Here is a 22297-nt window from a genome sequence, read left to right as displayed (position 1 = left end):
AGATAAACTATTTCAAAAAGATAATTACAGATGAAGAAAATTTTAGTAGCCAACCGCGGAGAAATTGCTTTGCGGGTGATGAAAACCGCACAGAAAATGGGAATAAAAACCGTGGCTGTTTTCTCGAAGGCAGACAGGAATGCACCGCATGTAAAATTTGCAGATGAAGCGGTTTGTATTGGAGAAGCCCCTTCCAGTGAATCCTATTTACGGGGTGATAAAATTATAGAAGTTGCAAAAGATCTTGGAGTGGACGGTATTCATCCCGGCTACGGATTTCTAAGTGAAAACGCCGGGTTTGCCGAAAATGTGGAAAAAAACGGCATCACCTGGATTGGTCCCGGTTCCAAAGCCATCAAAATAATGGGGAGCAAACTCGCCGCCAAAGATGCTGTAAAGAAGTATGATATCCCTATGGTTCCGGGAATAGATGAAGCGATTACCGATGTGGAAAAAGCCAAAGAAATCGGGCGGGAGATCGGGTTTCCTATTTTAATTAAAGCCTCTGCCGGTGGTGGTGGAAAAGGAATGCGTATTGTTGAAAAAGAGAAAAATTTGGCAGACCAAATGAAGCGTGCGATAAGTGAAGCGGAATCTGCTTTTGGTGATGGGTCGGTTTTTATTGAAAAATATGTTGGTTCGCCGCGACATATAGAAATCCAGGTATTATCAGATACTCATGGAAATTTTCTTCATCTTTTTGAGCGGGAGTGTAGTATCCAAAGGCGTCACCAGAAGGTGGTGGAAGAAGCCCCGTCAGTAATTCTGGATGAAAAACTGCGGAAGCAAATGGGAGAGGCTGCTGTAAAAGTAGCCAAGGCCTGTGATTATGTTGGAGCGGGTACTGTGGAGTTCCTGATGGATGAAAATAAGAATTTCTATTTCCTCGAAATGAATACGCGCCTGCAGGTGGAACATCCGGTAACCGAATTAATTACCGGAATCGATCTTGTGGAGCAACAGATAAAAATAGCCAGGGGTCAAAAATTGCAATTTTCGCAGGAAGATCTAAAGATCACCGGTCATGCACTCGAACTTCGGGTTTATGCTGAAGATCCCATGGAAGACTTTATGCCCAGCGTGGGAACTCTGGAAAGGTACCGAGGTCCTGCAGGAGAAGGCATCCGCCTGGATGATGGTTTTGAAGAAGGAATGGAAGTTCCAATCTATTACGACCCGATGCTCGCCAAGTTGATAACTTACGGGAAAAGTAGGGAAGAAGCCATTCAGCTAATGATAAAGGCGATAGATGATTACGAAGTGAAGGGAGTGATGACCACGTTACCCTTCGGAAAATTTGTATTTGAACATGAAGCCTTCAGAAGTGGAAATTTTGATACTCATTTTGTAAAAAAATATTATTCCGCAGAAAAACTGGAGGCAAAAATAGAAGAAGAAGCCAAACTCGCGGGATTAATTGCATTGAAGCAATATTTAAAGGATCAGAAACTAGTCCGTTTACCAAAATAGAATATAAGAGATGAGTAAGAATATAGAAAAGCTTAATGAAAAAATACAACAAGCTCATTTAGGTGGCGGTGAAAAACGGATTGCCAAACAGCACGAAAAGAAGAAGTTAACTGCCCGGGAAAGAGTTGATTATTTGCTGGATGAAGGCTCCTTTGAAGAGCTTGGAATATTGGTAACACATCGAACCACCGATTTTGGGATGGACAAGCAGCAGTATTATGGCGATGGAGTGGTAACCGGGTATGGAACTATTCACGGCCGGCTTGTTTACGTATTTGCTCAGGACTTTACTGTTTTTGGAGGCGCTTTATCTGAAACCCACGCTGAAAAAATTTGCAAAGTTATGGACCACGCCATGAAAGTTGGTGCACCAATTATCGGATTAAATGATTCGGGAGGTGCCAGGATTCAGGAAGGGGTGAAATCATTGGGTGGCTATGCAGATATTTTTTATAGAAATGTACAGGCATCGGGTGTAATTCCGCAAATATCGGCAATTATGGGACCGTGTGCGGGAGGAGCCGTGTATTCCCCGGCAATGACAGATTTTACACTGATGGTGCAGGACACCAGTTATATGTTTGTAACGGGACCAAACGTAGTAAAAACGGTAACTAACGAAGAAGTCACTTCTGAAGAGCTTGGCGGTGCCAGCACGCATTCCACAAAGTCCGGCGTAACGCATATTACATCATTTAACGACATTACCTGCCTGGAAGATATCAAAAACTTGATGAGTTATCTTCCGCAGAATAATAAGGAAACACCGGAAAAGCTCCCTTACGAGCTGGGAGATGAGATAAGAAACTCGCTGGACAGCATGATTCCTGATAGTTCCACAAAACCTTATGATATGCATGAGGTGATAAAAGGAATTATAGATGAAGATTCTTTCTTTGAAATTCATAAAGATTATGCCGATAATATTATTGTCGGTTTTGCGCGGCTTGGAGGGAGAAGTATCGGGATTGTTGCCAATCAGCCAATGAGTTTGGCCGGGGTGCTCGATGTGGATAGTTCAAAAAAAGCGGCACGTTTTACACGTTTTTGCGACTGCTTTAATATTCCGTTGCTCGTGTTTGTTGATGTTCCGGGATTCTTACCGGGAACCGACCAGGAATGGAACGGAATTATTTTGCATGGTGCCAAGTTATTGTATGCTTTAAGTGAAGCCACAGTGCCACGGGTAACGGTAATTACTCGTAAGGCTTATGGTGGTGCTTATGATGTGATGAATAGCAAACATATTGGTGCCGATCTTAATTACGCCTGGCCAACTGCGGAAATTGCCGTAATGGGAGCTAAGGGTGCGAGTGAAATTATCTTTAGAAAAGAAATTAAAGAGGCCGAAGATCCGGAAGTGAAACTTTCTGAAAAGGAAGCTGAATATGCTGAAAAGTTTGCGAATCCGTTTAAAGCGGCGCAACGCGGATTTATAGATGAGGTGATTATGCCGCGGGATACCAGAAGAAAACTACTAAAGGCTTTTAGTATGCTCGAAAATAAGCAGGTGTTAAGGATAGACAGGAAGCATGGGAATATTCCGTTGTGATTTTGAGGTAAGAAATTAAAGAGGAAAAGAGAAAAAGAGGAGAGAGAAAAGAGAACAGAAAAAGATTTTAGATTTTAAATGTATTTGAGAGAAGAAGAGAATTCACGATTCATCATTTAAAATAAGTTTTCAGGTCGATAATTGCCATTTTGAAGACATGACTATTTCAGAAGAAAAAGAGAGAAATAAAGTATGAAGTTTAAAAAAATAGTATGTGTAGATCATACCAAGATTCAGGATTGGGCTTTGGAGGAACTACAGCAATATAGTGAAGAGAAAATTGATGTATATAAAGACGAACCGGCTTCTGAAACTGAGGTTTTAGAGCGGATAGGCGATGCGGAAGCGATTTTTGTGTCGTGGAGGACCCAAATTGACGAAAAAATCATTGAAAAGTGTCCGAATCTCAAGTATATCGGAATGTGCTGCAGTCTGTATGATGACGCTTCTGCTAACGTGGCCGTGAATTTCGCCCGGGAGAGGGGAATTGGGGTTACAGGCATCAGAGATTATGGAGATCCCGGTGTTATTGAGTTTATAGTTTCAGAATTGGTGAGATTGCTGCACGGTTTTGGTAAAAATCAGTGGCGGGAAATGCCAATGGAGCTTACCGGCAGGAAATTAGGAATTATCGGCCTTGGCACTACCGGACAGTTACTGGCAAAATGCCTGCTGCCTTTTGGAATGGATCTCTACTACTTCAGCAGGACCAGGAAAAAAGACTGGGAAGAGAAAGGTGTTAATTACCTGGAATTGGATGAATTGCTAAAAACTTCAGAAATGATAAGTATTCATCTGCCAAAAAATATTCAGATTCTGAAGAAAAAGGAGTTTGAGCAGTTGGGTTCTGGAAAAATTTTGATTAATACTTCACTGGGACTGCCTTTAGACGAAAAGGCTTTTCAGAAATGGATAAGTGAACCTTCAAATTTTGCCATTTTCGACGGAGATGCAAAAAGTAAACTCGATGGCCGAATCCTGAAGAATAAAAACCTGATTACAGTGGATAAAAGTGCCGGATGGTCCACAAAAACAGAAGAACGCCTGTCTCAAAAAGTATTAAATAATTTTAAAGAATTCATCAAAGACTAATTGCGCCTGACGTCTGATTCATATTGTTATTTACTTTTCTATATGCCGATAAATGAATTTTTTTGAGTAGCCCTGTAGATAAAGTAGTATGTAGTTAAGAACTTCTTTTTAAAAAATTTTATAAAAAATGATCTCCTAAGGTGAGATTTTCTAATTATTTTGAAGCAGATGATAAGATGGTAATGAGATCTTGTATTTGACCACCAGCAGACGAATAATTATCACGGTAAGTGAGGTAACGATGTAAATAATATCAATATTTACTCCAAGCCGGTGCAGAATAACAAAGGCTAGACCTCCCACAATGCATGCTGTCGCGTAAATTTCCCTTCTAAAAATTACCGGAATTTCGTTACAGAGAATATCCCTTACCACCCCACCAAAAGTACCTGTCATTGCCCCTATGGCGATAGAAATTATAGGATCAAGGTTGTTGGCAACACCGGTTTCTACTCCTGTGATTGTAAAAACTCCGAGTCCGATAGTATCAAACAGGAAAAGGGAGGTTTTGAGGTAATTTATTTTATTCCGGAAGATAATTGCAAAAATAGTTACCGCTCCAATAAGGTAAACGTAGGTTGCGTTTTCCATCCAGGCGACCGGAGTATTTCCCATAAGCGCATCGCGAATGGTACCGCCACCAATAGCGGTTACAAAGGCTATAATAAAAATTCCGAAGAGATCGAGCTTCCTGTCCATTGCTGCAAGTGCCCCCGAAATGGCAAAAGCCATGGTTCCCAGGATGTCCAGAATATTAAATAGACTCAGTTCCATAACGGGCAAAGGTAATTTTTAACTTCGAATCCTGAGGAGGTCAAATAAGTTTTTTCTGAAGCTTCTGAAAAGATCAGGAATTTACTGAAGCTATTTGCCAATAACAAATCTTCATCGTAATAGTCTCGGGAATTTACTTTAAAGTTAGTATTTTTGCATTTCAAATTATATTCCTATGAGCGATAAAGTTGAAAGAATAAAGTGTCTTATTATAGGCTCCGGGCCGGCAGGGTATACTGCAGCAATCTATGCATCCCGTGCAGATCTTAAACCGGTAATGTACACCGGAATGGAACCCGGCGGACAGTTAACCACTACTACTGAAGTAGATAACTTTCCCGGATATGCAGACGGTATAGACGGGCCGCAAATGATGATGGACCTTCAGAAACAGGCTGAACGTTTTGGTACCGAAGTGAGAATAGGAATGGTAACTGAAGTAGAATTCAGCAAAGAAATTGGCGGAATTCATCGTGCACGTGTAGATAACGCTACCTGGGTTGAGGCAGAAACTGTAATTATTTCTACAGGAGCTACTGCAAAATATCTTGGATTGCCAAGTGAGCAGAAATTAAGAGGAGGCGGAGTTTCAGCATGTGCGGTTTGTGACGGTTTCTTTTATAAAAATCAGGATGTTGCCATTGTGGGTGGTGGTGACACCGCTGCAGAAGAGGCTACTTATCTTTCCAATATTTGTAATAAAGTGACTATGTTGGTTAGGAAAGATGAGATGCGAGCGTCTAAAGCAATGCAGCACAGGGTGACCAGTACAAAAAACATTGACCTGAGATATAATACCGAGGTTGATGAAATTCTTGGTGACCAGGTAGTTGAAGGTTTGCGAATGGTAAATAACCAGACAGGAGAGAAGGAAGAAATAAAAATTACCGGATTTTTTGTAGCTATTGGACACAAACCAAATACTGAAGTCTTTAAAGGTCAGCTGGACATGGATGATACCGGCTATTTGATCACGAAAGGCAAATCTACAAAAACAAATCTTCCGGGGGTTTTTGCTTCAGGAGATGTACAGGATAAAGAATATCGCCAGGCTGTAACTGCAGCCGGAACGGGTTGTATGGCAGCTCTTGATGCAGAGCGATATTTGGCTGAAGTGGAGAGTAGGAAAGAAGAGGAAGTCACTGCCTGAAAATGGCAATTTTCGAATATAAAAAATCCCGTCAATTCAGTTTGACGGGATTTCTTTTTCCGGGAAGGAACTACGACTAATCTTCGTTACATTCTTCCCACATTTTTTGCTGAAGCTGAATTGTGCAGTTTTCTTCAGCAATTATTTTCTGTGTATCCTCTTGAGGATTTTCCATCATAAACGACATAACCAAACTGATCAATAAAGAAATTAATGTGCTCATGACTGGCTGGTTGTATCGGTTTCTACTGTAGTTGTTTCAGAATCTTCTGTATTCTCTGGTTCTTCAGTAGAACTACGGTTAGTGCTTCGGGAGTTATAATCGCTTTCCTCGTCCCATTGGTCTTCGCTTTCCCATTCTTCATCGGTATAAGTATCGTCAGCATTTTCATCCTCCATTTCCATCTCCACCGGGCAGTCGTTGCAAATAGTTCCATTCTCAGTTATTTCCAGGTAACGTTCCTGGTCGCCATGCCTGTAGATGTTTTCACTATTATATCTTCGGCTAATAAAAGCACCTACATTGTCCTCCACATAAAGCGTGGTGCCCTGCGGGAGAAACAACGTGATCCTCACTTCCTGATCTCTGTACTTGTATTTTAAATCTGAAGTGAGGTGACTGTCGAGTTGTAATTCATTATTTATAAGGTTGACATCATACTGAATATTGCGTGCTCTTTCATTGGCATCTTCAAAATCACTTCCTTCTGCAGCTTTCACAATTTCCATGCTCGCAAGGGAATCCCTTGTAGATTTTATCGTAATCCAAACCTGGTCTGAAAATAACATTTTGTTATTGCTTTCGTCATGTTTTATTTTAAAAGCATCACCACGATAAAAGCTGGAAGAAAAACTATTCTGATTTTGCATTTTCAGGAATAAGGTATCCTGTGCAGAAATATTCAGCGGCTTTGTGATCACCGTTTCTCCATCAAAAGCTGTATTCGTGGCCTGCTGAATTCCGATTATAAGTAATCCGATAAAGGAGAGAATCCACACTCCAAGTAATACCAGTTTGGCAGTTGTTCCAATTGATTTAAGGTTGTTCACCAGAATTTTTAGTCCTAAAACGAAAAGGAAGAAAAACGGAATTCCCACCAGGAAAAAAAACAGCAAGGAAATTAGCCATAGCGGCCCGCCACTTACCGCCATTTCTATGTAATCTGTCCACGGAGTTTCGATAATTCCGAAGACACCAATGGTAAACAAGGCTATAAATAGTCCTATTAAAATTGATCCTGATAGTAATAGAAGTAAGATTCCGATGAATTTCACGAAGATGGTAAGTACCATTAAAATGGCATTTCCTAAAGCCGATCCTGCAGAACTTGCTCCCGATCTTGCCCTTTTCCCGTATTTTTCATAATCTACATCTTTTACCTTTCCGGCTACGTTATCAAAACCTTCACGAATTTTTTTTTCGATGTTGCTGATGGTCACTTCTTCACCTTTCATGGCAAGCCTGTCTGCTGTAGTCTTCGCTTCGGGCACAAAAATCCAGAATGCGATATATATCAGGATAAAAGCACCACTGGTAAGCAATGTGAGCAGCACCCATAGTAGCCGAACCCAAACCGCATCAATTTCCATATAATGTCCCAGACCGGAAGAAACGCCACCCAGATAACTGTTTAAAGGATCCCGGAATAGTTTTCTTCCGGTCATTTTTCCTGTAGATTCATAAACGGGTTCATCTTCAAAGATTTCTTCGTCTACCATGTAATCTTCAGGCTGACCCATGATTGCAATCACTTCTTCAACTTCTTTAATGCTGATTACCTGTCTCTTATCCTTGATCTTTTCATTGAATAATTCAGCAATACGGGCTTCAATGTCTGCTATTATTTCCTCGCTTCCCTGCGTACGGGCAAACGAGCGTTTAATGGCCTCCAGATAGTGCTGTAATTTAGCATAAGCATCTTCATCTATGTGGAAGAAAATGCCGGCGAGATTTATATTGACTGTTTTATTCATGATCTTTATTTTTTTGAGTGGTTACAATAGTCACAGCAGTTTGCAGTTCGTCCCAGGTGGTGGTGAGTTCCTTAAGGAACAATTTTCCTGTATCTGTAAGTCCGTAGTACTTACGTGGTGGCCCACTGCTGGATTCTTCCCATCGGTAAGAAAGGAGTCCGGCGTTTTTAAGCCTGGTGAGTAAAGGATAAATGGTACCTTCTACTACCAGTAATTTTGCGTCTTTCAGGGTTTCGAGAATTTCTGCCACATATGCATCTTCATCCTTAAGGACAGAGAGAATGCAGTACTCCAGAACACCTTTTCGCATTTGCGCTTTGGTATTTTCAATCTTCATAATGTGTGATTTTCTTTGTTAAACTGTGCATTTTTTGATTGATGATTAGTGTTATTGATACTTATAAAATTGATGCATAACGGATAATTGTAAAGTTCTCCCTCATTTGCTTTTAGACTCGCGCTTATCACAGCAAAGATTTCCAGGACAAAAAGGGCAAGGAGGAGCGTGGCAAAGACTATTACCAGAATGATGGCAGAAAGTGCCTGCTGTAAATCATCTATTACAAATTCAGGAAGTCTATGTAAAAAAATTTCAGGATCGAGGTTCAGTACAATGAGAGTAAGCCCCGCCAATCCAAGTACTACCAATAAAATGCTATACAGGAAAATACTTATCTGGAAGTTAAGTGCATTTCTTCCATGGTGGTCTACGAATTCATCATCTTTTCTGAAAATCCAGAGAAGGAGCGGAAAAAGAAAATTTCCTAATGGAAAAAGAAACTTGGTAAACACCGACAGATGAATGAGTGTTGCCAGGTTTTTATCCCTGTTTAAGACTTTTAAGTTCATAACCTATTATTTTCTTATACAAATATATGTACAAAGGATAGTAATTTGCAAAACATAGTACTCAAAATTAACTTAAATTTAAGAATTGATATTCCCAGCTGAACCAGTTATTTTAAATACATTTAAGTACAAATTTGAAATTTCCAGTAATGACACCCGCAAAACTTAATTCTTTTTTAATGCTGAAATTACCCAGTGCATGGCTCTGTGGTGTGCGGGTAAAACAGATTAATAGCAGGAGCTGTCAAGTAAGGGTTAAGCACAGGTGGATAAATCAGAATCCGTTTAAATCGATGTATTTTGCGGTACAGGCGATGGCTGCCGAGTTAAGCACGGGAGCATTGGTAATGTCAAAAATTCAGCAGGAAAACAAGAAGATTTCGATGTTGGTTGCCCAAAATAAATCTACTTTCTCAAAAAAAGCAACAGGAAAAATCACCTTTACGTGTGAGGATGGCGAAAAAATTACTGAAGCTATCAAAAAAACTTTATCCACCGGAGAAGGTGAAACCTTCTGGATGAAAAGTGAGGGAAGAAATGAAGAAGGGATTGAAGTATCCGAATTTCATTTTGAATGGACGGTGAGGGTGAAGAAGTAAATGATTTGAGAATTTGAAAATGAGTTAATTTGAAAATGCAGTCATAAAAGAAAGTTGAGTCAGTCAAAAGAGGGGAGGAAGGAATTAAAAGCTTTATGCTGTAAAACATCAAACGATAAACAACAGATAACTCATAACAGAGAACAACTTTAAAAACTTTAAACCTTAACCTTTAAATACTTAAATTCATGAATGCACATGAAATAGATTACCAGATCTTTGGAGAAGAAATGCAGTATGTTGAGCTGGAACTGGATCCAGAGGAGGCGGTAATTGCTGAAGCCGGAAATTTTATGATGATGGATAACGGCATCCAGATGAATACCATTTTTGGCGACGGTTCTGCCAAAGATGAAGGCTTTTTGGGAAAAATCCTGGGAGCTGGAAAAAGGTTGTTGACCGGGGAAAGTCTTTTCATGACTATTTTCTCCAACGAGATACAGGGAAAGAAAAAAATAAGTTTTGCATCTCCCTATCCGGGAAAGATTATTCCCATAGACCTTACAAAGTTTAACGGGAAGTTTATTTGTCAAAAAGATGCTTTTTTATGTGCTGCAAAAGGCGTTTCCATTGGAATTGAGTTCAGTAAAAAGTTTGGTCGTGGTTTCTTTGGAGGTGAAGGTTTTATTATGCAAAAAGTAGAGGGAGATGGTATGGCATTTGTCCATGCAGGCGGAACTATGGCAAGAAAGGAATTACAACCTGGTGAGAAATTAAAAGTGGATACTGGTTGTATAATTGGTTTTACACAGGATATTGATTATGATATCGAATTCGTTGGTGGTATAAAAAACACCTTTTTTGGTGGCGAAGGTTTGTTCTTTGCTACGCTCACTGGACCCGGAACTGTTTATATTCAGTCTTTGCCTTTTAGCCGACTGGCAAACAGAGTTCTTCAGGCGGCACCGCAAGGTGGAGGCAAGGATAAAGGAGAAGGTAGTATTCTAGGTGGATTGGGAGATGTGATTGGTGGGGATAGAAGGTTCTAACGAACTAAATCGTTTTCGTACATCTTTATTTAAAATAAATTACCTATATTTAGAAAGTATTAATCTAAGCTTATAGAAACAATTCTACCTTTTTTTAATCATTTTTTCTAACTAAACCAGGTATCAAATTATGGCGAGAGCGATTTTTGAATACACCAAAACAGTACTTGACAAAGTAAGTTTTGATGCTACGCTGTTCTGTAAGGAAGTCAACAAAGCAATGGACAGATTGCTGCCTCATGAAATTGAGGAACTAAAAATCTGGATTATAACTTTAACCCGGCAGAACCCCGAATTAAATAGTTGTTTAATTTATTTAAATCCATAGAAAAAAGCGGCCCTTGAGCCGCTTTTTCTTTTTCTGTTTGACCTCATTTCGATTACTATTTATGCTTCTGGTAAATCTCTAACCAAAATATTATAGCAGAGTTGCCAGACCGATTGCAGTTGAGGAGTTTGTTTGTCCTTTTGCCTTCATTCAAGATGACAAAAACTAAGTTTAGGCTTTCAAAAGGTCAACCACTTTACTTTTTATTTATCGGACTTATAATCTGTACGTTTTGATAGGCTATTGCTCCTTTTATAACTCCTGCAATGGTGCTGCGCATAGCCTCAATTATCTGCATTTTTAATTCGCTGCGATTGTAAATAAGGCTCACTTCCCGGGCAGGTACAGGATCTTCAAACATTTTTAAATGCTGTTTTTCTGATTCTTTGAGTTCGAGGGTGTGGAGATAGGGGAGCAGTGTCATTCCCAGTCCCTCGTTTGCGAGGCTTATTAATGTTTCGAAACTTCCACTTTCCAGTTGAAAATGATCATCGTTGGTACCACGGGTTATTTTGCAAAGATTAATAATTCCATCTTTAAAGCAATGGCCATCCTGAAGTAGCAGTATATCATCCAGATCAAGATCGTTTACAGCAATTTTTTCCTTTTTATTCAGGCGGTGTGAAGGCGGAATATATCCAACAAAAGGTTCGTAATAAAGTGGATTTTCCTTAATACCTTCCTGCTCCAGAGGTGTAGCCGCAATAGCTGCATCCAGGTGACCTTCCTTCAGTTTTTCGATAATAGCATCGGTATTTAGCTCCTCAATTTTTAGTTTTACCTTGGGGTATTTTTTAATAAAATTGGTAATAAAAAGCGGTAGGAGCGTAGGCATTACTGTGGGGATTATTCCCAATTTAAAAATACCTCCTACATAACCTTTTTGCTGGTCTACAATATCCTTTATCCTATCGCTTTCATTTACAATATTTCGCGCCTGGTGAACAATTTTTTGACCTGTCTCGGTAAGCTGAATGGGCTTCTTGCTCCGGTCAAAAATCTGGATGTCCAACTCTTCTTCCAGTTTCTGAATTTGCATACTTAGCGTAGGTTGTGTAACAAATACCTTTTGGGCAGCTTTCGTGAAATTTTTATGTTCTGCTACAGCAAGAACGTAATGTAGCTGTGTGATTGTCATAAATAGCAATTTATTATGCTACAAAGGTATTGGTTTTTTCTATAGTATTATCAATTAATCGCAGGGCTCTTTATTTAAGCTGTTGCTTATACTATCCTTTACTGGTACTTCTTAATTGGATAATTAAAATCTTATTTCAATTTCGCGGGATTCTGTATCGAATTTAAATTGAGAATCCTCCCAATTAGGTGGCCCGTATGATATTCCATTTCCCGAAGTTCCATAATTCTCCATTGGCATTCCGTTGCTGTCAAAGTCCATTCTTTTGTTACCATTTTTATCATGGAGGGCGATGATGGCATATGTTCCTTGCGGGATATCCTTAAAGGTAGCTTTGGCCACACCATTCTTCACTTCACTTAAAGCTCTAAATTCCGGCTCGGTATTCATAAAAGTATCTTCAGTATATAATCCGAAGAGAACTTCTCCTTCATCACTTGTGGCATTGTTAATAGTTACTGTGATTCTAGCCTTTTCTTCCTTGTTTTCCTGAGCGGTTGCGAAATTGAAGAACAAGATGCTTGCTAATACTGCTAAAATTTTCATAGTTGTTGGTTTTAAAAAATTTATACTTCAAATATATTCTGAAGGGTATTGAACAACTAAAAAATTTTGCTGAACTGTAGGATGATGATCCTGAATTGTAATTACTATAAAATCCCTCTGGCTTTAATTTCAAGATATTTATTGATAGTGTTGATGCTGAGATCTTCCGGTTTGGTGAGAATGGTCTGGATTCCATTGCGCTGTAATTCCTTAGCCATTTTAATTTTGTCATAGGAGAATTGCTCTGCTATGGTTTGATGTGCACTGGAGGCGACAGAATCGGCGTTTGTTTCTATTAGTTTTTGCACTTCGGTATTTTCAAAAAAGATCACCACCAAAACGTGTTTTCTTGCCAGCGCTTTTAAATACGGAAGCTGACGTTTAAGTCCGGAAGGATGTTCAAAATTGGTGTAGAGCATCAACAGGCTACGCTGATTGATATGCCTTTTAACGCGGGAATAAAGCAGGCTGTAATCGGAATCACGAAAGCCGGTTTTTACGTTATAGAGTGTTTCCAGGATTCGGTTGAGTTGGGTGGGTTTTGAACTGGCACCAAGCAGGGCTTCCAGTTCATTGGAAAAGCTCAGGAAACCGACTTTATCCTTTTTCTTAAGTGCAACGTTAGAAAATGCCAAAGCGCTGTTAATCGCATAATCCAGTAAACTCAGTCCGTTAAACGGCATTTTCATGACCCGACCGGCATCAATAACCGAATAAACCGGCTGGGCCTTCTGATCCTGAAACTGGTTCACCATTAAATTTCCATGCTTTGCTGTGGCTTTCCAGTTGATCGTGCGCACATCGTCCCCGGTTACATATTCCTTGATTTGTTCAAACTCCATCGTATGGCCAATCCTTCGGATTTTCTTGAGGCCCGGCTGGGAAATTTTATTATCAATAGCCAGGAAATCCAGTTTTTTCATCTGAATAAAAGAAGGGTAAACCTTTACCATTTGGTCTGCATCAAACACCTGTCGCTTTTTAGCCAACTTCAATTTTGTAGTGGCATAAACATTTAATTTTCCGAAGATATATTCTCCACGATGCACGGGCCGCACCAGGTACTCAAAAGAGTGCTTTCCTTTGGCAGAAATAGTAAAAATTTTCAGGAAATCCCTTTTCTGAAATTGTACGGGCAGTTCGTCTATTACTTCGCACTTAATCTGGAAATTGTATTCGTTCCGGATTTCCAATCTCACAGGGTTATCATCGGAATTGGAGAATTTCTCGGGAAGAATTCGGGAAGCGGTAAGTCCTGTGTTTTTAAAAAGAGTTACCATATCCAGTAGTACAAAAATGGAAAGCAGGACTACAAATATCCAGGCAAAAGTGTAAAGAAATTCAAACCAGTACGAAAACAGGAAGATTATGGCGATCGCGAAAAGCGCCACAAAAACCCGTTGCGTAAAATATAAAGATTTGAAGAATTTTATCACCTATCGTGGTATTTCAACAGATTGTGTAATCATTTCCAGGACATTTTTTGTCGTCATTCCTTCCATCTCTCGGTCTGGAGAAAGAATAATTCTATGTCCTAAAACAGGATTCAGGGCGCGTTTAATATCTTCAGGAATAACAAAATCCCTCCCGTTAATAGCGGCAAAAGCTTTGGAGGCATTCATCACCGCAATAGAAGCCCTGGGAGAAGCGCCGAGGTATAGATGAGGATGTTGGCGTGTTTTCCCGACGAGCTGGGCTATGTAATTCAGTAACTTTTCTTCAACCAAAATCTCATGAATTTGCTCCTTAAGTGTAAGCAATTTATCAGGATGAAGCACAGCTTCTATGCTAGCTTCAGGAAGTTTGCCTTTACGCTCGTGGTGGGATTGAAGAATTTTAACTTCATCTTCTGTAGAAGGATATCCCACATCAATTTTAAATAAAAACCTGTCCAGTTGCGCTTCGGGAAGGGCATAAGTTCCTTCCTGCTCGATAGGATTTTGTGTGGCAAGAACCATAAAAGGAGCTTCCATGTTGTATTGTTTACCGTCTATCGTGATTTGCCGTTCTTCCATGACTTCAAAAAGTGCAGCCTGAGTTTTTGCGGGAGCACGGTTAATTTCATCAATAAGAACAACATTAGAGAAAATTGGGCCCGGCTTAAATTCAAACTCCGAAGATTTCATGTTGAGCACAGAAGTTCCCAATACGTCACTGGGCATAAGATCTGGAGTAAATTGAATTCGGCTAAATCCGGTTTCCAGGCTTTTTGCAAAAAGCTTGGCCGTAACTGTTTTTGCCACTCCGGGAACTCCTTCTATAAGCACATGGCCATTGGCAAGGAGACCCACGATAAGAAGCTCTACAAATTCGTCCTGGCCAACAATTACTTTTGCCAGCTGCTCTTTCAGCTTTTCAACAGAATCTTTTAGATCCTCCAGAGGAACCCGATTATTAAAATTCAGCTCTTCTCTTTGTTCACCTTCATTAGGTTGTATTTCTTCGCTTTCCATCTTTTATGTCTTTAAACTCATTAATTGCCCGGCTTGATACTAAAAATTCTTCTTTAGAAATCTGCGCCCTGCTTTTAATTTGATTGATTCTATTAAATAACTCCTTCGCTTCTTCAGTCGTTTTTCCTGCCCGTGAAGATAAATCCAGGTAAAATTGTTCATTTATTTCCTGTGTAGGAATACGATAATGAAGCCTGATATACTCAAGGAACAATTCATTTTTTTTTGTGGCAAGTTCTTTATACTGCTTCTGTTCAAGGTACAAATCTGCAATGGTCTGAGTGTATTCGTACGTTTGATTTTTTTGCGGATTCACTACAGGAATTGGACGTTGTTTTCTTTTGCCTTCAAAGATTATAAAAAGGACACCCGCAATAATCACAAAATAATAAGCCCATTTTAAACTTCTTCGGTTAAGAAGAATGTAAAGCGGTGATGAGTAAAACGTCTTGCCGGATTTATAGTAACCGTCCCATAAAATTTGCCCATTATCGTCTATATATGACAGAACTTTTTCTGCATACTCGTGGTTGTTTTCAGAAAGTAAAAAGTAATTGCTGAAGGCCTGAGGACTGGTATGCAGCAGAAATTGGCCATTTCCGAAGGGAGCTTTTATAAAATTTATTTTTTGTTCTTTAGAAGTAACTTCTTCTTCGAGATTTGCCACGCCAAGAACAGTGTGCCGCGCAGTGTCTATTTTACTGAAGAAGATAGCTTCAATATCATGATCAAGTTTATAAGATTCTGCACTCTTAAGCTCCGGGTTCACCAAATTAAACTTTGGCCGGGAAGTAAAATCTTTGTTACTTATAAATTCATTTATTTCCAGGTCCAGCGTGTCCAGAAGATTCATACTAAGATAATCTGCCGAAATAAACGCGGAATTACCTTTTTCTACCCATTCCAGAAGATTGTTAAGTTCATCATCATCAAAGGCAATGTAATGGTTCAGGAAAAAATAGGTGCCTTGCGGAAGGCTGTCCTGCATAAAAAACTCGTAAGGTGGAATTTTTATTTCTTCAATTTCTGAAGAAATACTCTTTTTCCAGCTCTCGAAAAAAACAAAGCTTCCCAGCGGAATCTTATCTTTGGCTACGTAGCTGGGAGACCAGTTCACCGGTTCCGGCTCTGTAGCTTCCAGCCAGGTAAGGGCGAGAACCAGCAATAGGAAAAGAGCAAATGTCAATTTAAATGTCTTATTCATTTGATGAATTTTCTAATATTGAATTCATTTGAATAAAACCTCTTTCAGCTAAGCGAAAATCTGTTTCTGAAACTTTAAAATCACCATACCAGATAAAATCATAAAGCCTGGTAATCTTCCGAAATTGATGTTTTATAGTTTCCTTCTGGATTTCAGCAGAATAATCCTGGTTTGTTTTCTGGAACTGATAAGATATAATTCCGTTCTCATCCAATCGCTTTAGGTTTAAAAGGTAGTAATAACGTACGGCAAGCCGGTATTGTTTGTTGGCAATGGCTTCTTCAATTAATCGATTTATATCCTTAGACTGGATGATTTCTTCCTCTTCACTTAGAAAAACCTCAGGTTCTACCGGAGTACTAAGTAGCGAACTTCCTGGATCCAGCCGTGTAATGAGCCAGAAAACGAAGCCGAGCACAATTGCCAGGATAACGTAAGGGAAAATCATTATGATAAATTGAAGAAAGCCTCCGGGTGTATAATCCCCAAACAACCAAGCTGTAAACTGCTCGTATTTCAAATTAATAAACCGCTTAAAACGCGTCCACCACGAATCGTTCTCTACAAGATCCAGATAATCAAATTCTTCCAGGCTTTTATAGGCTTCAATCTCAGATTTATTAAAGGTAGCCGGTTTCAGGTCTTCATTGCGATCATATTTTATTTCAGCAATAGAATCTGTGGTTCCTTCAGCTTGTGGAAAAACATTTCCGAAGCATAAGAAGCAGAGTGAAATTGCTAAAATAAATCTGATCATTATCTTCTTCCTAGGTTTTCTATGGATTCAAATGTTCCCGTGAAGTTTTGTTTTTCATTCAGATGAAAATATATAAGGGAAATTCCCAGGGGCATAATTGCGTACAACATGTATTGAATAAGCGAAGCAATTATGGAAAGGGTGATGTAAACCCAATCAAACATTCCCGAAAGGTCTGCCGCCGAACCTTCCTGCATCACCGTAAAAGTTTTTATGATGGTGTAGATTAATAATGGGATTTGGAAGATAAAGCTTATTAAATATATTAGCATTCCAATAACAAAAAGGCTGAAAAAGGTCATCCACCAGTTATCTTTAACTAATTGAAAAGAATCTGAGATGCTGTCCATGATGTTACCTCTTCTAAAAACAAGAATAGCGGCACTCATTGTTAATGGAACTGTTAGATAAACGCCGGGAATTATGAACAGGAGAGTTCCCGCCACTATTAGAACCCAGGAAATAAGTGTTATTCCAAGCAATTTCCCAAAATCTTCTTTTAATCCTTTCCCTACTTCTGAAACCTGTACATCTCCATTATTGTTAATGTAAGAACTGATAACATGAAATATTGCTCCGTTTAAAGCAGCCATATATATAAGAACAGCGATTAACATAAGAATAAACGACAGTATAAATTCGCCACCGCTAAAGACTCCTGTGGCAAAAACGGGGCTTCCTATTGTGGAATACGTATAATAGCTTACTGCTGCTATAAGAAGCACAAATGCCGGGGAAACAAATTTAGCGAAGACATTAAAAAGAAGCTTGTAGTTTTCCCGAAGGAATTTAAAAAGGATGCTAAGGATCTCCCCAAGTTCCCTTTGTTTTTTAAACCTGATGTAGTCCGGATTCATTTTTTGATTTTTGATTATGTAGATAAATTGGATAAAAGACGTAATAAAAAAGGATAAGAGCCAAAGAAAGTGAAATAATTGTAATTGCCAGCCAGTCTGGCATCTGGGTGATCCTGGTAACAAATCCTTCCAGAAAACCTGCAATTATAAAGAAAGGAATTGTGCTAATGACAATTTTTAATCCATCTTTTACGCCGGAAATAAACGACCTGAGCCTGGAATAAGTTCCAGGGAACAAAATGCTTTTTCCTACCACCAGACCAGCACATCCCGCAACTATAATCACCGAAATTTCTATGGTACCATGAATCCAGATTGTCCTGGCTGATTCCCATAGCAGGCCCTGTTCATAAAAAAAATACTGAAAAGAACCGAGCATCACGGCATTTTGCATTAAAATAAAAGCTGTGCCCAAACCGGCAAGAATCCCCAGAGTAAAAGCAAAAAGGCTTACCTTAATATTATTAATGGTGATTCCCAGGAACATATCAACTTCTGAAGCATTTTTGTAGACCGCCATTGGATCATTATTAGCGATGTTTTCCAGGGTCATATTAACATAAGAATCGCCAAGAATGCCTCGAATGAAGGAGCCGTCGCTAGCTGCAGAAAATGCACCTACAACAGAGAATAAAGCAAATATTAAAAAGCTCAGCAGTAATTGCCTTTGGTATTGGTAAAAGAATAGCGGAAATTCTTCAGTAAAAAAGCTTACGAACCGGTTTCGTGATTCTTTTTTATTTCTGTAAACTTTTTGATGAGCTGTAGATGCAAGTCCATTGAGGTAGGTAGTGGTATTGCTGTTGGGATAGAAAGTTTGTGCATAACTTAAGTCATCACTAACCTCTACATAAATTCCAGATAATTCCTCCGGGGGGATGCTGTTTTTATTTTTAAGGAGGCTTTCAAACTTCAACCATTTATCCTTATTTTGCTTCACAAAAGCGGCCTCGCGCATAGTTTCCCAATTAGAACTCAAAGTAACAGATTAAATGGATAATTTTCAAATAGAAACGGCTCAAAATATTAGTATTAAACAGAATGTGGCCGGGATTGGAGAACGCATAGTTGCTTATATTGTAGATACTTTTATACTCATCCTCTACACCATCATAACCGGGCTTATAATTTCGGGAACAGATCTTGACAGTGGAGGTACCTGGATGTATTATCTGGTGTTGGGCTTACCTGTTCTTCTATACTACCTTCTTTGGGAAACATTCTGGAACGGGCAAACTCCCGGGAAAGCAACCATGCACTTAAGAGTGGTCAAAGAAGATGGTTCCCGCCCTGCTTTTTCCAATTATCTCATAAGGTGGCTGCTTAGATTTATTGATATTACTTTAAGTAGCGGGGCTGTGGCAGTAGTCATGATTTTGATAAATGGTAAAGGTCAGCGACTTGGTGATCTTGCGGCAAAGACCACGGTAATATCTGAAAAACAACGTATGGGAATAGAAAACACCCTTGCCGTTGATTTGCCCGGAGATTACACTCCTAAATATTCACAGGTAACGGTCTTAAGTGATGCGGATATTCAGGAGATTAAAGAAATTTATAGGAAGGCGAGAGCAAACGGAAATCATAATATTATCTTGTCCCTTGCATTAAAGGTTTCCGCATTAATGGATGTAGAATATGAAGAAAGACCGATGGAATTTTTAAACAGGGTGATTTCTGATTATAATTACTATACGCAACAGTAAGAAGTAAAAACCACTCCTTAAGACCACATGCTATTCAATGATTTCTACATCCATATAAATATTGTCAATAGGCCATTCTGACTGGCCAGTTTCGACCTGAGCAATTTTTTCAGCTACGTCCATTCCACTGGTAACTTCGCCAAAAACAGTGTGGTCATTATTCAGGTGAGGTGATCCACCTTTGTCTACCACGATAAAAAATTCGAAAGGAGAAGAAGCTTTGCTTACGTTTTGTTCACTGTATTTTGCTGCGGAAAATGCGCCATAGGTGTGCCTATGGCCGGCAGCAAATTCACTTGGGATCAAATAATTGCCAACATCCTGCCTCATTTCGTAAGTAGCTTCGTTATCAGAATTTCCTCCCTGAATCACGAATCCAGGTGCAACCCTATGAAAATAAGTATTGTCAAAATAGCCATTTTTGACCAGCATTATAAAATTTGCCCGGTGCAAAGGTGTGTCCCGAAATAACGTAACCTCAATGTCGCCAAAACTGGTAACGATCCTTACCCGGTTTTCAGGATTTTCTTTCCCATATTGAGTTAAAAACGGAATAAGTTCTTCCTGCGGAATGGGATAAGCTTCTCCCAACCCCTTTTCTTCTATTTTTTCTTCTTCTGTATAATCTTTGGCAACTTCTATTGCTGTACTATCATTCTCCATTTTCTCGGCTACAGTTTCGGCAGCACTTTTCTGAGAAGAATTCTTATCTTCACAACTTGCAAAAAAAAGAATCAGAAAACCGGCAATTATTGAAAGGCTATATCTCATGGACTTCAAAATCTTTAAATCTAAGATATCAAAATTAAAAAAAATTGAATTACCGGGAGAGACTGCACATCATAAATTAGCTCCTCTAATGAGAACACAGGAGCTTGCCAATGTTGATATTGAAAAGCAAAAACCGAACGAAGCAGGTGTTTTGGCACTTTTTTATCCTGATGAGCTTTCACAAACCAAACTGGTTTTAATTTTAAGGAAAACCTATAGGGGCGTTCATTCCAATCAGGTCGGTTTTCCCGGCGGAAGGGTGGAAGAGGAGGATAAGGATCTTTCAGAAACTGCACTTCGGGAAACAGAAGAAGAGGTAGGAGTTCCTGCAAAAGCAGTAACGGTTATTAAAGAACTGACAAAACTTTACATTCCCCCTAGTAACTTCTGGGTTCATCCTTTTATTGGGATTATGGAAACTACGCCGGTTCTGGTTGCGCAGGAATCTGAAGTAGAAGATATCCTTGAAGTCGACCTTGAGCATTTTCTGGACGAAAATAATATGGTAAAACAAGTGCTAAGCACGTCCTATGCTAAAAATGTAGAAGTACCGGCTTTCAGCCTTAATGGTCATATCGTTTGGGGTGCCACAGGAATGATGCTGAGTGAAATAAAGGAAATGCTGGTGAAGGTCCTGTAAGGAACTAATCATTATATTTGCCTCCGTTTAAAAATATGTTTCTAAAAACTAGTTATAATTTGTAGTTTCAGATAATGGGCCTTTTTAAAAAAAATCCGTTTGGACATATTTTATTTCTGAAGAAGTGGCTTATTCGCATATTTGGTTTGCTTACCCACAGGAGATACCGCGGCTTTAACGAACTAAAAATTGAAGGATCTGATATTATAAAGAATCTTCCTGATACCAACGTTCTGTTTGTATCGAACCATCAGACCTATTTTGCAGATGTTGTAGCCATGTTCCATGTTTTTAATGCCAGTTTGAGCGGGAGGGTAGATTCCATTAAAAATGTGGGATATATCTGGAATCCAAAGCTCAATATTTATTATGTAGCTGCAAAAGAGACTATGCAGGCGGGTTTGCTCACCAGGATCATGGCCTATGCCGGCGCAATTACGGTAGAAAGGACATGGCGGGAAAAAGGAAAGGAAATTCAGCGGAATGTGAATCCGCAGGATTCTGAAAATATTGCAGATGCTTTAAATGACGGCTGGGTAATCACCTTTCCGCAAGGTACCACAAAGCCATTTAAGCCTATTAGAAAAGGTACCGCTCATATTATCAAAAACCATAAACCAATTGTAATTCCAATTGTTATTGATGGTTTTCGCAGGTCTTTTGATAAAAAAGGCCTACGGATTAAAAAACGCGGAATTTTGCAATCATTTCAGATAAAAGAACGTTTGGAAATAGATTACAAGAACGAATCTATAGAGGAAATTGTTGAGAAACTGGAATATGCAATAGAACAACACGCTTCTTTTTCAAAAGTAATTCCTACAGAAGCTTTAAATACTATGGAAGAGCTTAATAAGAAAAGGGAATATTAGAAATTAATTTAAATTTTAGGTTCTGTATTTCTGAAGGTCGAAAATTGGCATTTTTGAGGTTGACTTTTAGAGGAAAGAGAAGAGAGGAAAGATTCACCTCACAATTCATCAGAAGAAAAAGTACTATCCACAAAACAAGTTCAAGAGAGATACCTATCGATTGTTCCAAGAAAATAATTTTTCCCTCCTTAACTCTTTACCTTTTTAACTTTTCGAACTCCAAACTCCAAACTCTTTTATGAAGGTTTTTTAATATGTCGTTACAAATTTAACAACAAACTTTAAAAATAAATTCTCAAATTTCTCCCGTAGACATCGCAGATTCGCGCAGAGGGTACAAACGAAGAGGTAGCTATTAAAGTTTTAGCTTTAGGTCCAAATTCCAAACTCCGAACTCTTTTAAGAATGTCGAAAATTGACATTTTTGATCTCTGTTATACATTTAACTGCAAACTTTAAAAATAGGTTCTCAAATTTCTCCCGCAGATATTGCAGATTTGCGCAGAGGGTACAAATGAAGATGTAGCTATTAAAGCTTTAACTTTATGTCCGAATTCCGAACTCCAAACTCCGAAC

General features: G+C 39.1%; 24 protein-coding genes. 10 read left to right on the top strand and 14 right to left on the bottom strand.

Annotated elements, in window-relative coordinates; all coding sequences use genetic code 11:
• Positions 1-30: 30 nt before the first annotated feature.
• From accC to RM541_RS14695, 3 genes are all read left to right on the top strand, one after another.
• Positions 31-1470, top strand: a complete 1440-nt coding sequence (gene accC, locus RM541_RS14705) for an acetyl-CoA carboxylase biotin carboxylase subunit (RefSeq protein WP_311500890.1) — start codon at positions 31-33, stop codon at positions 1468-1470.
• Positions 1471-1480: 10 nt separating this feature from the next.
• Positions 1481-3022: an acyl-CoA carboxylase subunit beta gene (locus RM541_RS14700; protein WP_311500889.1), complete on the top strand. Its 1542-nt coding sequence runs from the start codon at positions 1481-1483 to the stop codon at positions 3020-3022.
• Positions 3023-3214: 192 nt separating this feature from the next.
• Positions 3215-4114 (top strand): NAD(P)-dependent oxidoreductase, encoded by a 900-nt coding sequence (locus RM541_RS14695; RefSeq protein ID WP_311500888.1) that lies wholly within the window; start codon positions 3215-3217, stop codon positions 4112-4114.
• A 150-nt stretch (positions 4115-4264) separates the two neighbouring features.
• Here the strand turns inward: RM541_RS14695 and RM541_RS14690 are convergent, their stop codons facing one another.
• Entirely contained in the window at positions 4265-4888 is a 624-nt protein-coding gene (locus RM541_RS14690) for a trimeric intracellular cation channel family protein (RefSeq protein WP_311500887.1), read from the bottom strand.
• A 175-nt stretch (positions 4889-5063) separates the two neighbouring features.
• Between RM541_RS14690 and trxB the strand changes: the two genes are divergently transcribed.
• Complete coding sequence (gene trxB / locus RM541_RS14685) at positions 5064-6038, top strand: thioredoxin-disulfide reductase (RefSeq protein ID WP_311500886.1); 975 nt, start codon at positions 5064-5066, stop codon at positions 6036-6038.
• Positions 6039-6114: 76 nt separating this feature from the next.
• Here trxB and RM541_RS14680 read toward each other — a convergent pair whose 3' ends face one another.
• Genes RM541_RS14680 through RM541_RS14665 form a run of 4 tightly spaced genes read right to left on the bottom strand, consistent with a single transcriptional unit; the run spans position 6115 to position 8861 of the window.
• Positions 6115-6261 (bottom strand): hypothetical protein, encoded by a 147-nt coding sequence (locus RM541_RS14680; RefSeq protein WP_311500885.1) that lies wholly within the window; start codon positions 6259-6261, stop codon positions 6115-6117.
• On the bottom strand, positions 6258-8012 hold the full coding sequence (locus RM541_RS14675; protein ID WP_311500884.1) for a PspC domain-containing protein: 1755 nt from the start codon (positions 8010-8012) through the stop codon (positions 6258-6260). Before RM541_RS14675 ends, RM541_RS14680 begins: the two co-directional genes overlap by 4 nt.
• A complete protein-coding gene (locus RM541_RS14670; RefSeq protein ID WP_311500883.1) occupies positions 8005-8349 on the bottom strand; it encodes a PadR family transcriptional regulator in 345 nt (114 codons plus the stop codon). The genes RM541_RS14675 and RM541_RS14670 overlap by 8 nt, the downstream gene beginning before the upstream one ends.
• Positions 8346-8861 (bottom strand): DUF4870 domain-containing protein, encoded by a 516-nt coding sequence (locus RM541_RS14665; protein WP_311500882.1) that lies wholly within the window; start codon positions 8859-8861, stop codon positions 8346-8348. The genes RM541_RS14670 and RM541_RS14665 overlap by 4 nt, the downstream gene beginning before the upstream one ends.
• A gap of 179 nt (positions 8862-9040) precedes the next feature.
• Here RM541_RS14665 and RM541_RS14660 point away from each other — a divergent pair, with 179 nt between their 5' ends.
• From RM541_RS14660 to RM541_RS14650, 3 genes are all read left to right on the top strand, one after another.
• Complete coding sequence (locus RM541_RS14660) at positions 9041-9460, top strand: DUF4442 domain-containing protein (protein WP_311500881.1); 420 nt, start codon at positions 9041-9043, stop codon at positions 9458-9460.
• Between the two features lie 188 nt (positions 9461-9648).
• Positions 9649-10449, top strand: a complete 801-nt coding sequence (locus RM541_RS14655; RefSeq protein WP_311500880.1) for a TIGR00266 family protein — start codon at positions 9649-9651, stop codon at positions 10447-10449.
• Positions 10450-10579: 130 nt separating this feature from the next.
• Positions 10580-10777 (top strand): hypothetical protein, encoded by a 198-nt coding sequence (locus RM541_RS14650; RefSeq protein ID WP_311500879.1) that lies wholly within the window; start codon positions 10580-10582, stop codon positions 10775-10777.
• 196 nt (positions 10778-10973) lie between these two features.
• Here the strand turns inward: RM541_RS14650 and RM541_RS14645 are convergent, their stop codons facing one another.
• From RM541_RS14645 to RM541_RS14610, 8 genes are all read right to left on the bottom strand, one after another.
• The gene (locus tag RM541_RS14645) at positions 10974-11915 is read right to left on the bottom strand and encodes a LysR family transcriptional regulator (RefSeq protein ID WP_311500878.1); all 942 of its coding nucleotides are present in this window, start codon (positions 11913-11915) and stop codon (positions 10974-10976) included.
• A 123-nt stretch (positions 11916-12038) separates the two neighbouring features.
• Positions 12039-12461, bottom strand: a complete 423-nt coding sequence (locus RM541_RS14640; RefSeq protein ID WP_311500877.1) for a DUF2141 domain-containing protein — start codon at positions 12459-12461, stop codon at positions 12039-12041.
• Between the two features lie 104 nt (positions 12462-12565).
• Complete coding sequence (locus RM541_RS14635) at positions 12566-13897, bottom strand: DUF58 domain-containing protein (RefSeq protein WP_311500876.1); 1332 nt, start codon at positions 13895-13897, stop codon at positions 12566-12568.
• On the bottom strand, positions 13898-14914 hold the full coding sequence (locus tag RM541_RS14630) for an AAA family ATPase (protein WP_311500875.1): 1017 nt from the start codon (positions 14912-14914) through the stop codon (positions 13898-13900).
• The gene (locus RM541_RS14625; RefSeq protein ID WP_311500874.1) at positions 14889-16118 is read right to left on the bottom strand and encodes a DUF4350 domain-containing protein; all 1230 of its coding nucleotides are present in this window, start codon (positions 16116-16118) and stop codon (positions 14889-14891) included. The genes RM541_RS14630 and RM541_RS14625 overlap by 26 nt, the downstream gene beginning before the upstream one ends.
• Positions 16111-16875: a DUF4129 domain-containing protein gene (locus RM541_RS14620; RefSeq protein ID WP_311500873.1), complete on the bottom strand. Its 765-nt coding sequence runs from the start codon at positions 16873-16875 to the stop codon at positions 16111-16113. The genes RM541_RS14625 and RM541_RS14620 overlap by 8 nt, the downstream gene beginning before the upstream one ends.
• Positions 16875-17732 carry a YciC family protein gene (locus RM541_RS14615; RefSeq protein WP_311500872.1) on the bottom strand — a complete coding sequence of 286 codons (858 nt, stop codon included), beginning with the start codon at positions 17730-17732 and terminating at the stop codon, positions 16875-16877. Before RM541_RS14615 ends, RM541_RS14620 begins: the two co-directional genes overlap by 1 nt.
• Positions 17707-18690, bottom strand: a complete 984-nt coding sequence (locus RM541_RS14610) for a stage II sporulation protein M (RefSeq protein ID WP_311500932.1) — start codon at positions 18688-18690, stop codon at positions 17707-17709. Before RM541_RS14610 ends, RM541_RS14615 begins: the two co-directional genes overlap by 26 nt.
• A 34-nt stretch (positions 18691-18724) precedes the next feature.
• On the opposite strand from RM541_RS14610, the gene RM541_RS14605 reads away from it, so the two are divergent.
• Positions 18725-19438 (top strand): RDD family protein, encoded by a 714-nt coding sequence (locus RM541_RS14605; RefSeq protein ID WP_311500871.1) that lies wholly within the window; start codon positions 18725-18727, stop codon positions 19436-19438.
• 30 nt (positions 19439-19468) lie between these two features.
• Here the strand turns inward: RM541_RS14605 and RM541_RS14600 are convergent, their stop codons facing one another.
• Positions 19469-20209, bottom strand: coding sequence for a peptidylprolyl isomerase (locus RM541_RS14600; protein ID WP_311500870.1), 741 nt, complete (start codon positions 20207-20209; stop codon positions 19469-19471).
• Between RM541_RS14600 and RM541_RS14595 the strand changes: the two genes are divergently transcribed.
• Entirely contained in the window at positions 20208-20849 is a 642-nt protein-coding gene (locus RM541_RS14595; protein ID WP_311500869.1) for an NUDIX hydrolase, read from the top strand. The two genes, RM541_RS14600 and RM541_RS14595, sit on opposite strands and share 2 nt — an antisense overlap.
• Before the next feature lie 74 nt (positions 20850-20923).
• Positions 20924-21721, top strand: coding sequence for a lysophospholipid acyltransferase family protein (locus RM541_RS14590; RefSeq protein WP_311500868.1), 798 nt, complete (start codon positions 20924-20926; stop codon positions 21719-21721).
• Positions 21722-22297: the final 576 nt, after the last annotated feature.

It is taken from the genome of Autumnicola psychrophila, from assembly GCF_031846645.1.
Classification (GTDB): domain Bacteria; phylum Bacteroidota; class Bacteroidia; order Flavobacteriales; family Flavobacteriaceae; genus Autumnicola; species Autumnicola psychrophila.
Note: the sequence above shows the minus strand (reverse complement) of the source record. Positions and strands in the feature narration are given on the sequence as shown.

Excerpts from the sequence above, each read along its gene's own strand:
- accC (WP_311500890.1), top strand. The coding sequence starts at position 31 with ATGAAGAAAATTTTAGTAGCCAACCGCGGAGAAATTGCTTTGCGGGTG.
- RM541_RS14700 (WP_311500889.1), top strand. The coding sequence starts at position 1,481 with ATGAGTAAGAATATAGAAAAGCTTAATGAAAAAATACAACAAGCTCAT.
- RM541_RS14695 (WP_311500888.1), top strand. The coding sequence starts at position 3,215 with ATGAAGTTTAAAAAAATAGTATGTGTAGATCATACCAAGATTCAGGAT.
- RM541_RS14690 (WP_311500887.1), bottom strand. The coding sequence starts at position 4,888 with ATGGAACTGAGTCTATTTAATATTCTGGACATCCTGGGAACCATGGCT.
- trxB (WP_311500886.1), top strand. The coding sequence starts at position 5,064 with ATGAGCGATAAAGTTGAAAGAATAAAGTGTCTTATTATAGGCTCCGGG.
- RM541_RS14680 (WP_311500885.1), bottom strand. The coding sequence starts at position 6,261 with ATGAGCACATTAATTTCTTTATTGATCAGTTTGGTTATGTCGTTTATG.
- RM541_RS14675 (WP_311500884.1), bottom strand. The coding sequence starts at position 8,012 with ATGAATAAAACAGTCAATATAAATCTCGCCGGCATTTTCTTCCACATA.
- RM541_RS14670 (WP_311500883.1), bottom strand. The coding sequence starts at position 8,349 with ATGAAGATTGAAAATACCAAAGCGCAAATGCGAAAAGGTGTTCTGGAG.
- RM541_RS14665 (WP_311500882.1), bottom strand. The coding sequence starts at position 8,861 with ATGAACTTAAAAGTCTTAAACAGGGATAAAAACCTGGCAACACTCATT.
- RM541_RS14660 (WP_311500881.1), top strand. The coding sequence starts at position 9,041 with ATGCTGAAATTACCCAGTGCATGGCTCTGTGGTGTGCGGGTAAAACAG.
- RM541_RS14655 (WP_311500880.1), top strand. The coding sequence starts at position 9,649 with ATGAATGCACATGAAATAGATTACCAGATCTTTGGAGAAGAAATGCAG.
- RM541_RS14650 (WP_311500879.1), top strand. The coding sequence starts at position 10,580 with ATGGCGAGAGCGATTTTTGAATACACCAAAACAGTACTTGACAAAGTA.
- RM541_RS14645 (WP_311500878.1), bottom strand. The coding sequence starts at position 11,915 with ATGACAATCACACAGCTACATTACGTTCTTGCTGTAGCAGAACATAAA.
- RM541_RS14640 (WP_311500877.1), bottom strand. The coding sequence starts at position 12,461 with ATGAAAATTTTAGCAGTATTAGCAAGCATCTTGTTCTTCAATTTCGCA.
- RM541_RS14630 (WP_311500875.1), bottom strand. The coding sequence starts at position 14,914 with ATGGAAAGCGAAGAAATACAACCTAATGAAGGTGAACAAAGAGAAGAG.
- RM541_RS14625 (WP_311500874.1), bottom strand. The coding sequence starts at position 16,118 with ATGAATAAGACATTTAAATTGACATTTGCTCTTTTCCTATTGCTGGTT.
- RM541_RS14620 (WP_311500873.1), bottom strand. The coding sequence starts at position 16,875 with ATGATCAGATTTATTTTAGCAATTTCACTCTGCTTCTTATGCTTCGGA.
- RM541_RS14615 (WP_311500872.1), bottom strand. The coding sequence starts at position 17,732 with ATGAATCCGGACTACATCAGGTTTAAAAAACAAAGGGAACTTGGGGAG.
- RM541_RS14610 (WP_311500932.1), bottom strand. The coding sequence starts at position 18,690 with ATGCGCGAGGCCGCTTTTGTGAAGCAAAATAAGGATAAATGGTTGAAG.
- RM541_RS14605 (WP_311500871.1), top strand. The coding sequence starts at position 18,725 with ATGGATAATTTTCAAATAGAAACGGCTCAAAATATTAGTATTAAACAG.
- RM541_RS14595 (WP_311500869.1), top strand. The coding sequence starts at position 20,208 with ATGGACTTCAAAATCTTTAAATCTAAGATATCAAAATTAAAAAAAATT.
- RM541_RS14600 (WP_311500870.1), bottom strand. The coding sequence starts at position 20,209 with ATGAGATATAGCCTTTCAATAATTGCCGGTTTTCTGATTCTTTTTTTT.
- RM541_RS14590 (WP_311500868.1), top strand. The coding sequence starts at position 20,924 with ATGGGCCTTTTTAAAAAAAATCCGTTTGGACATATTTTATTTCTGAAG.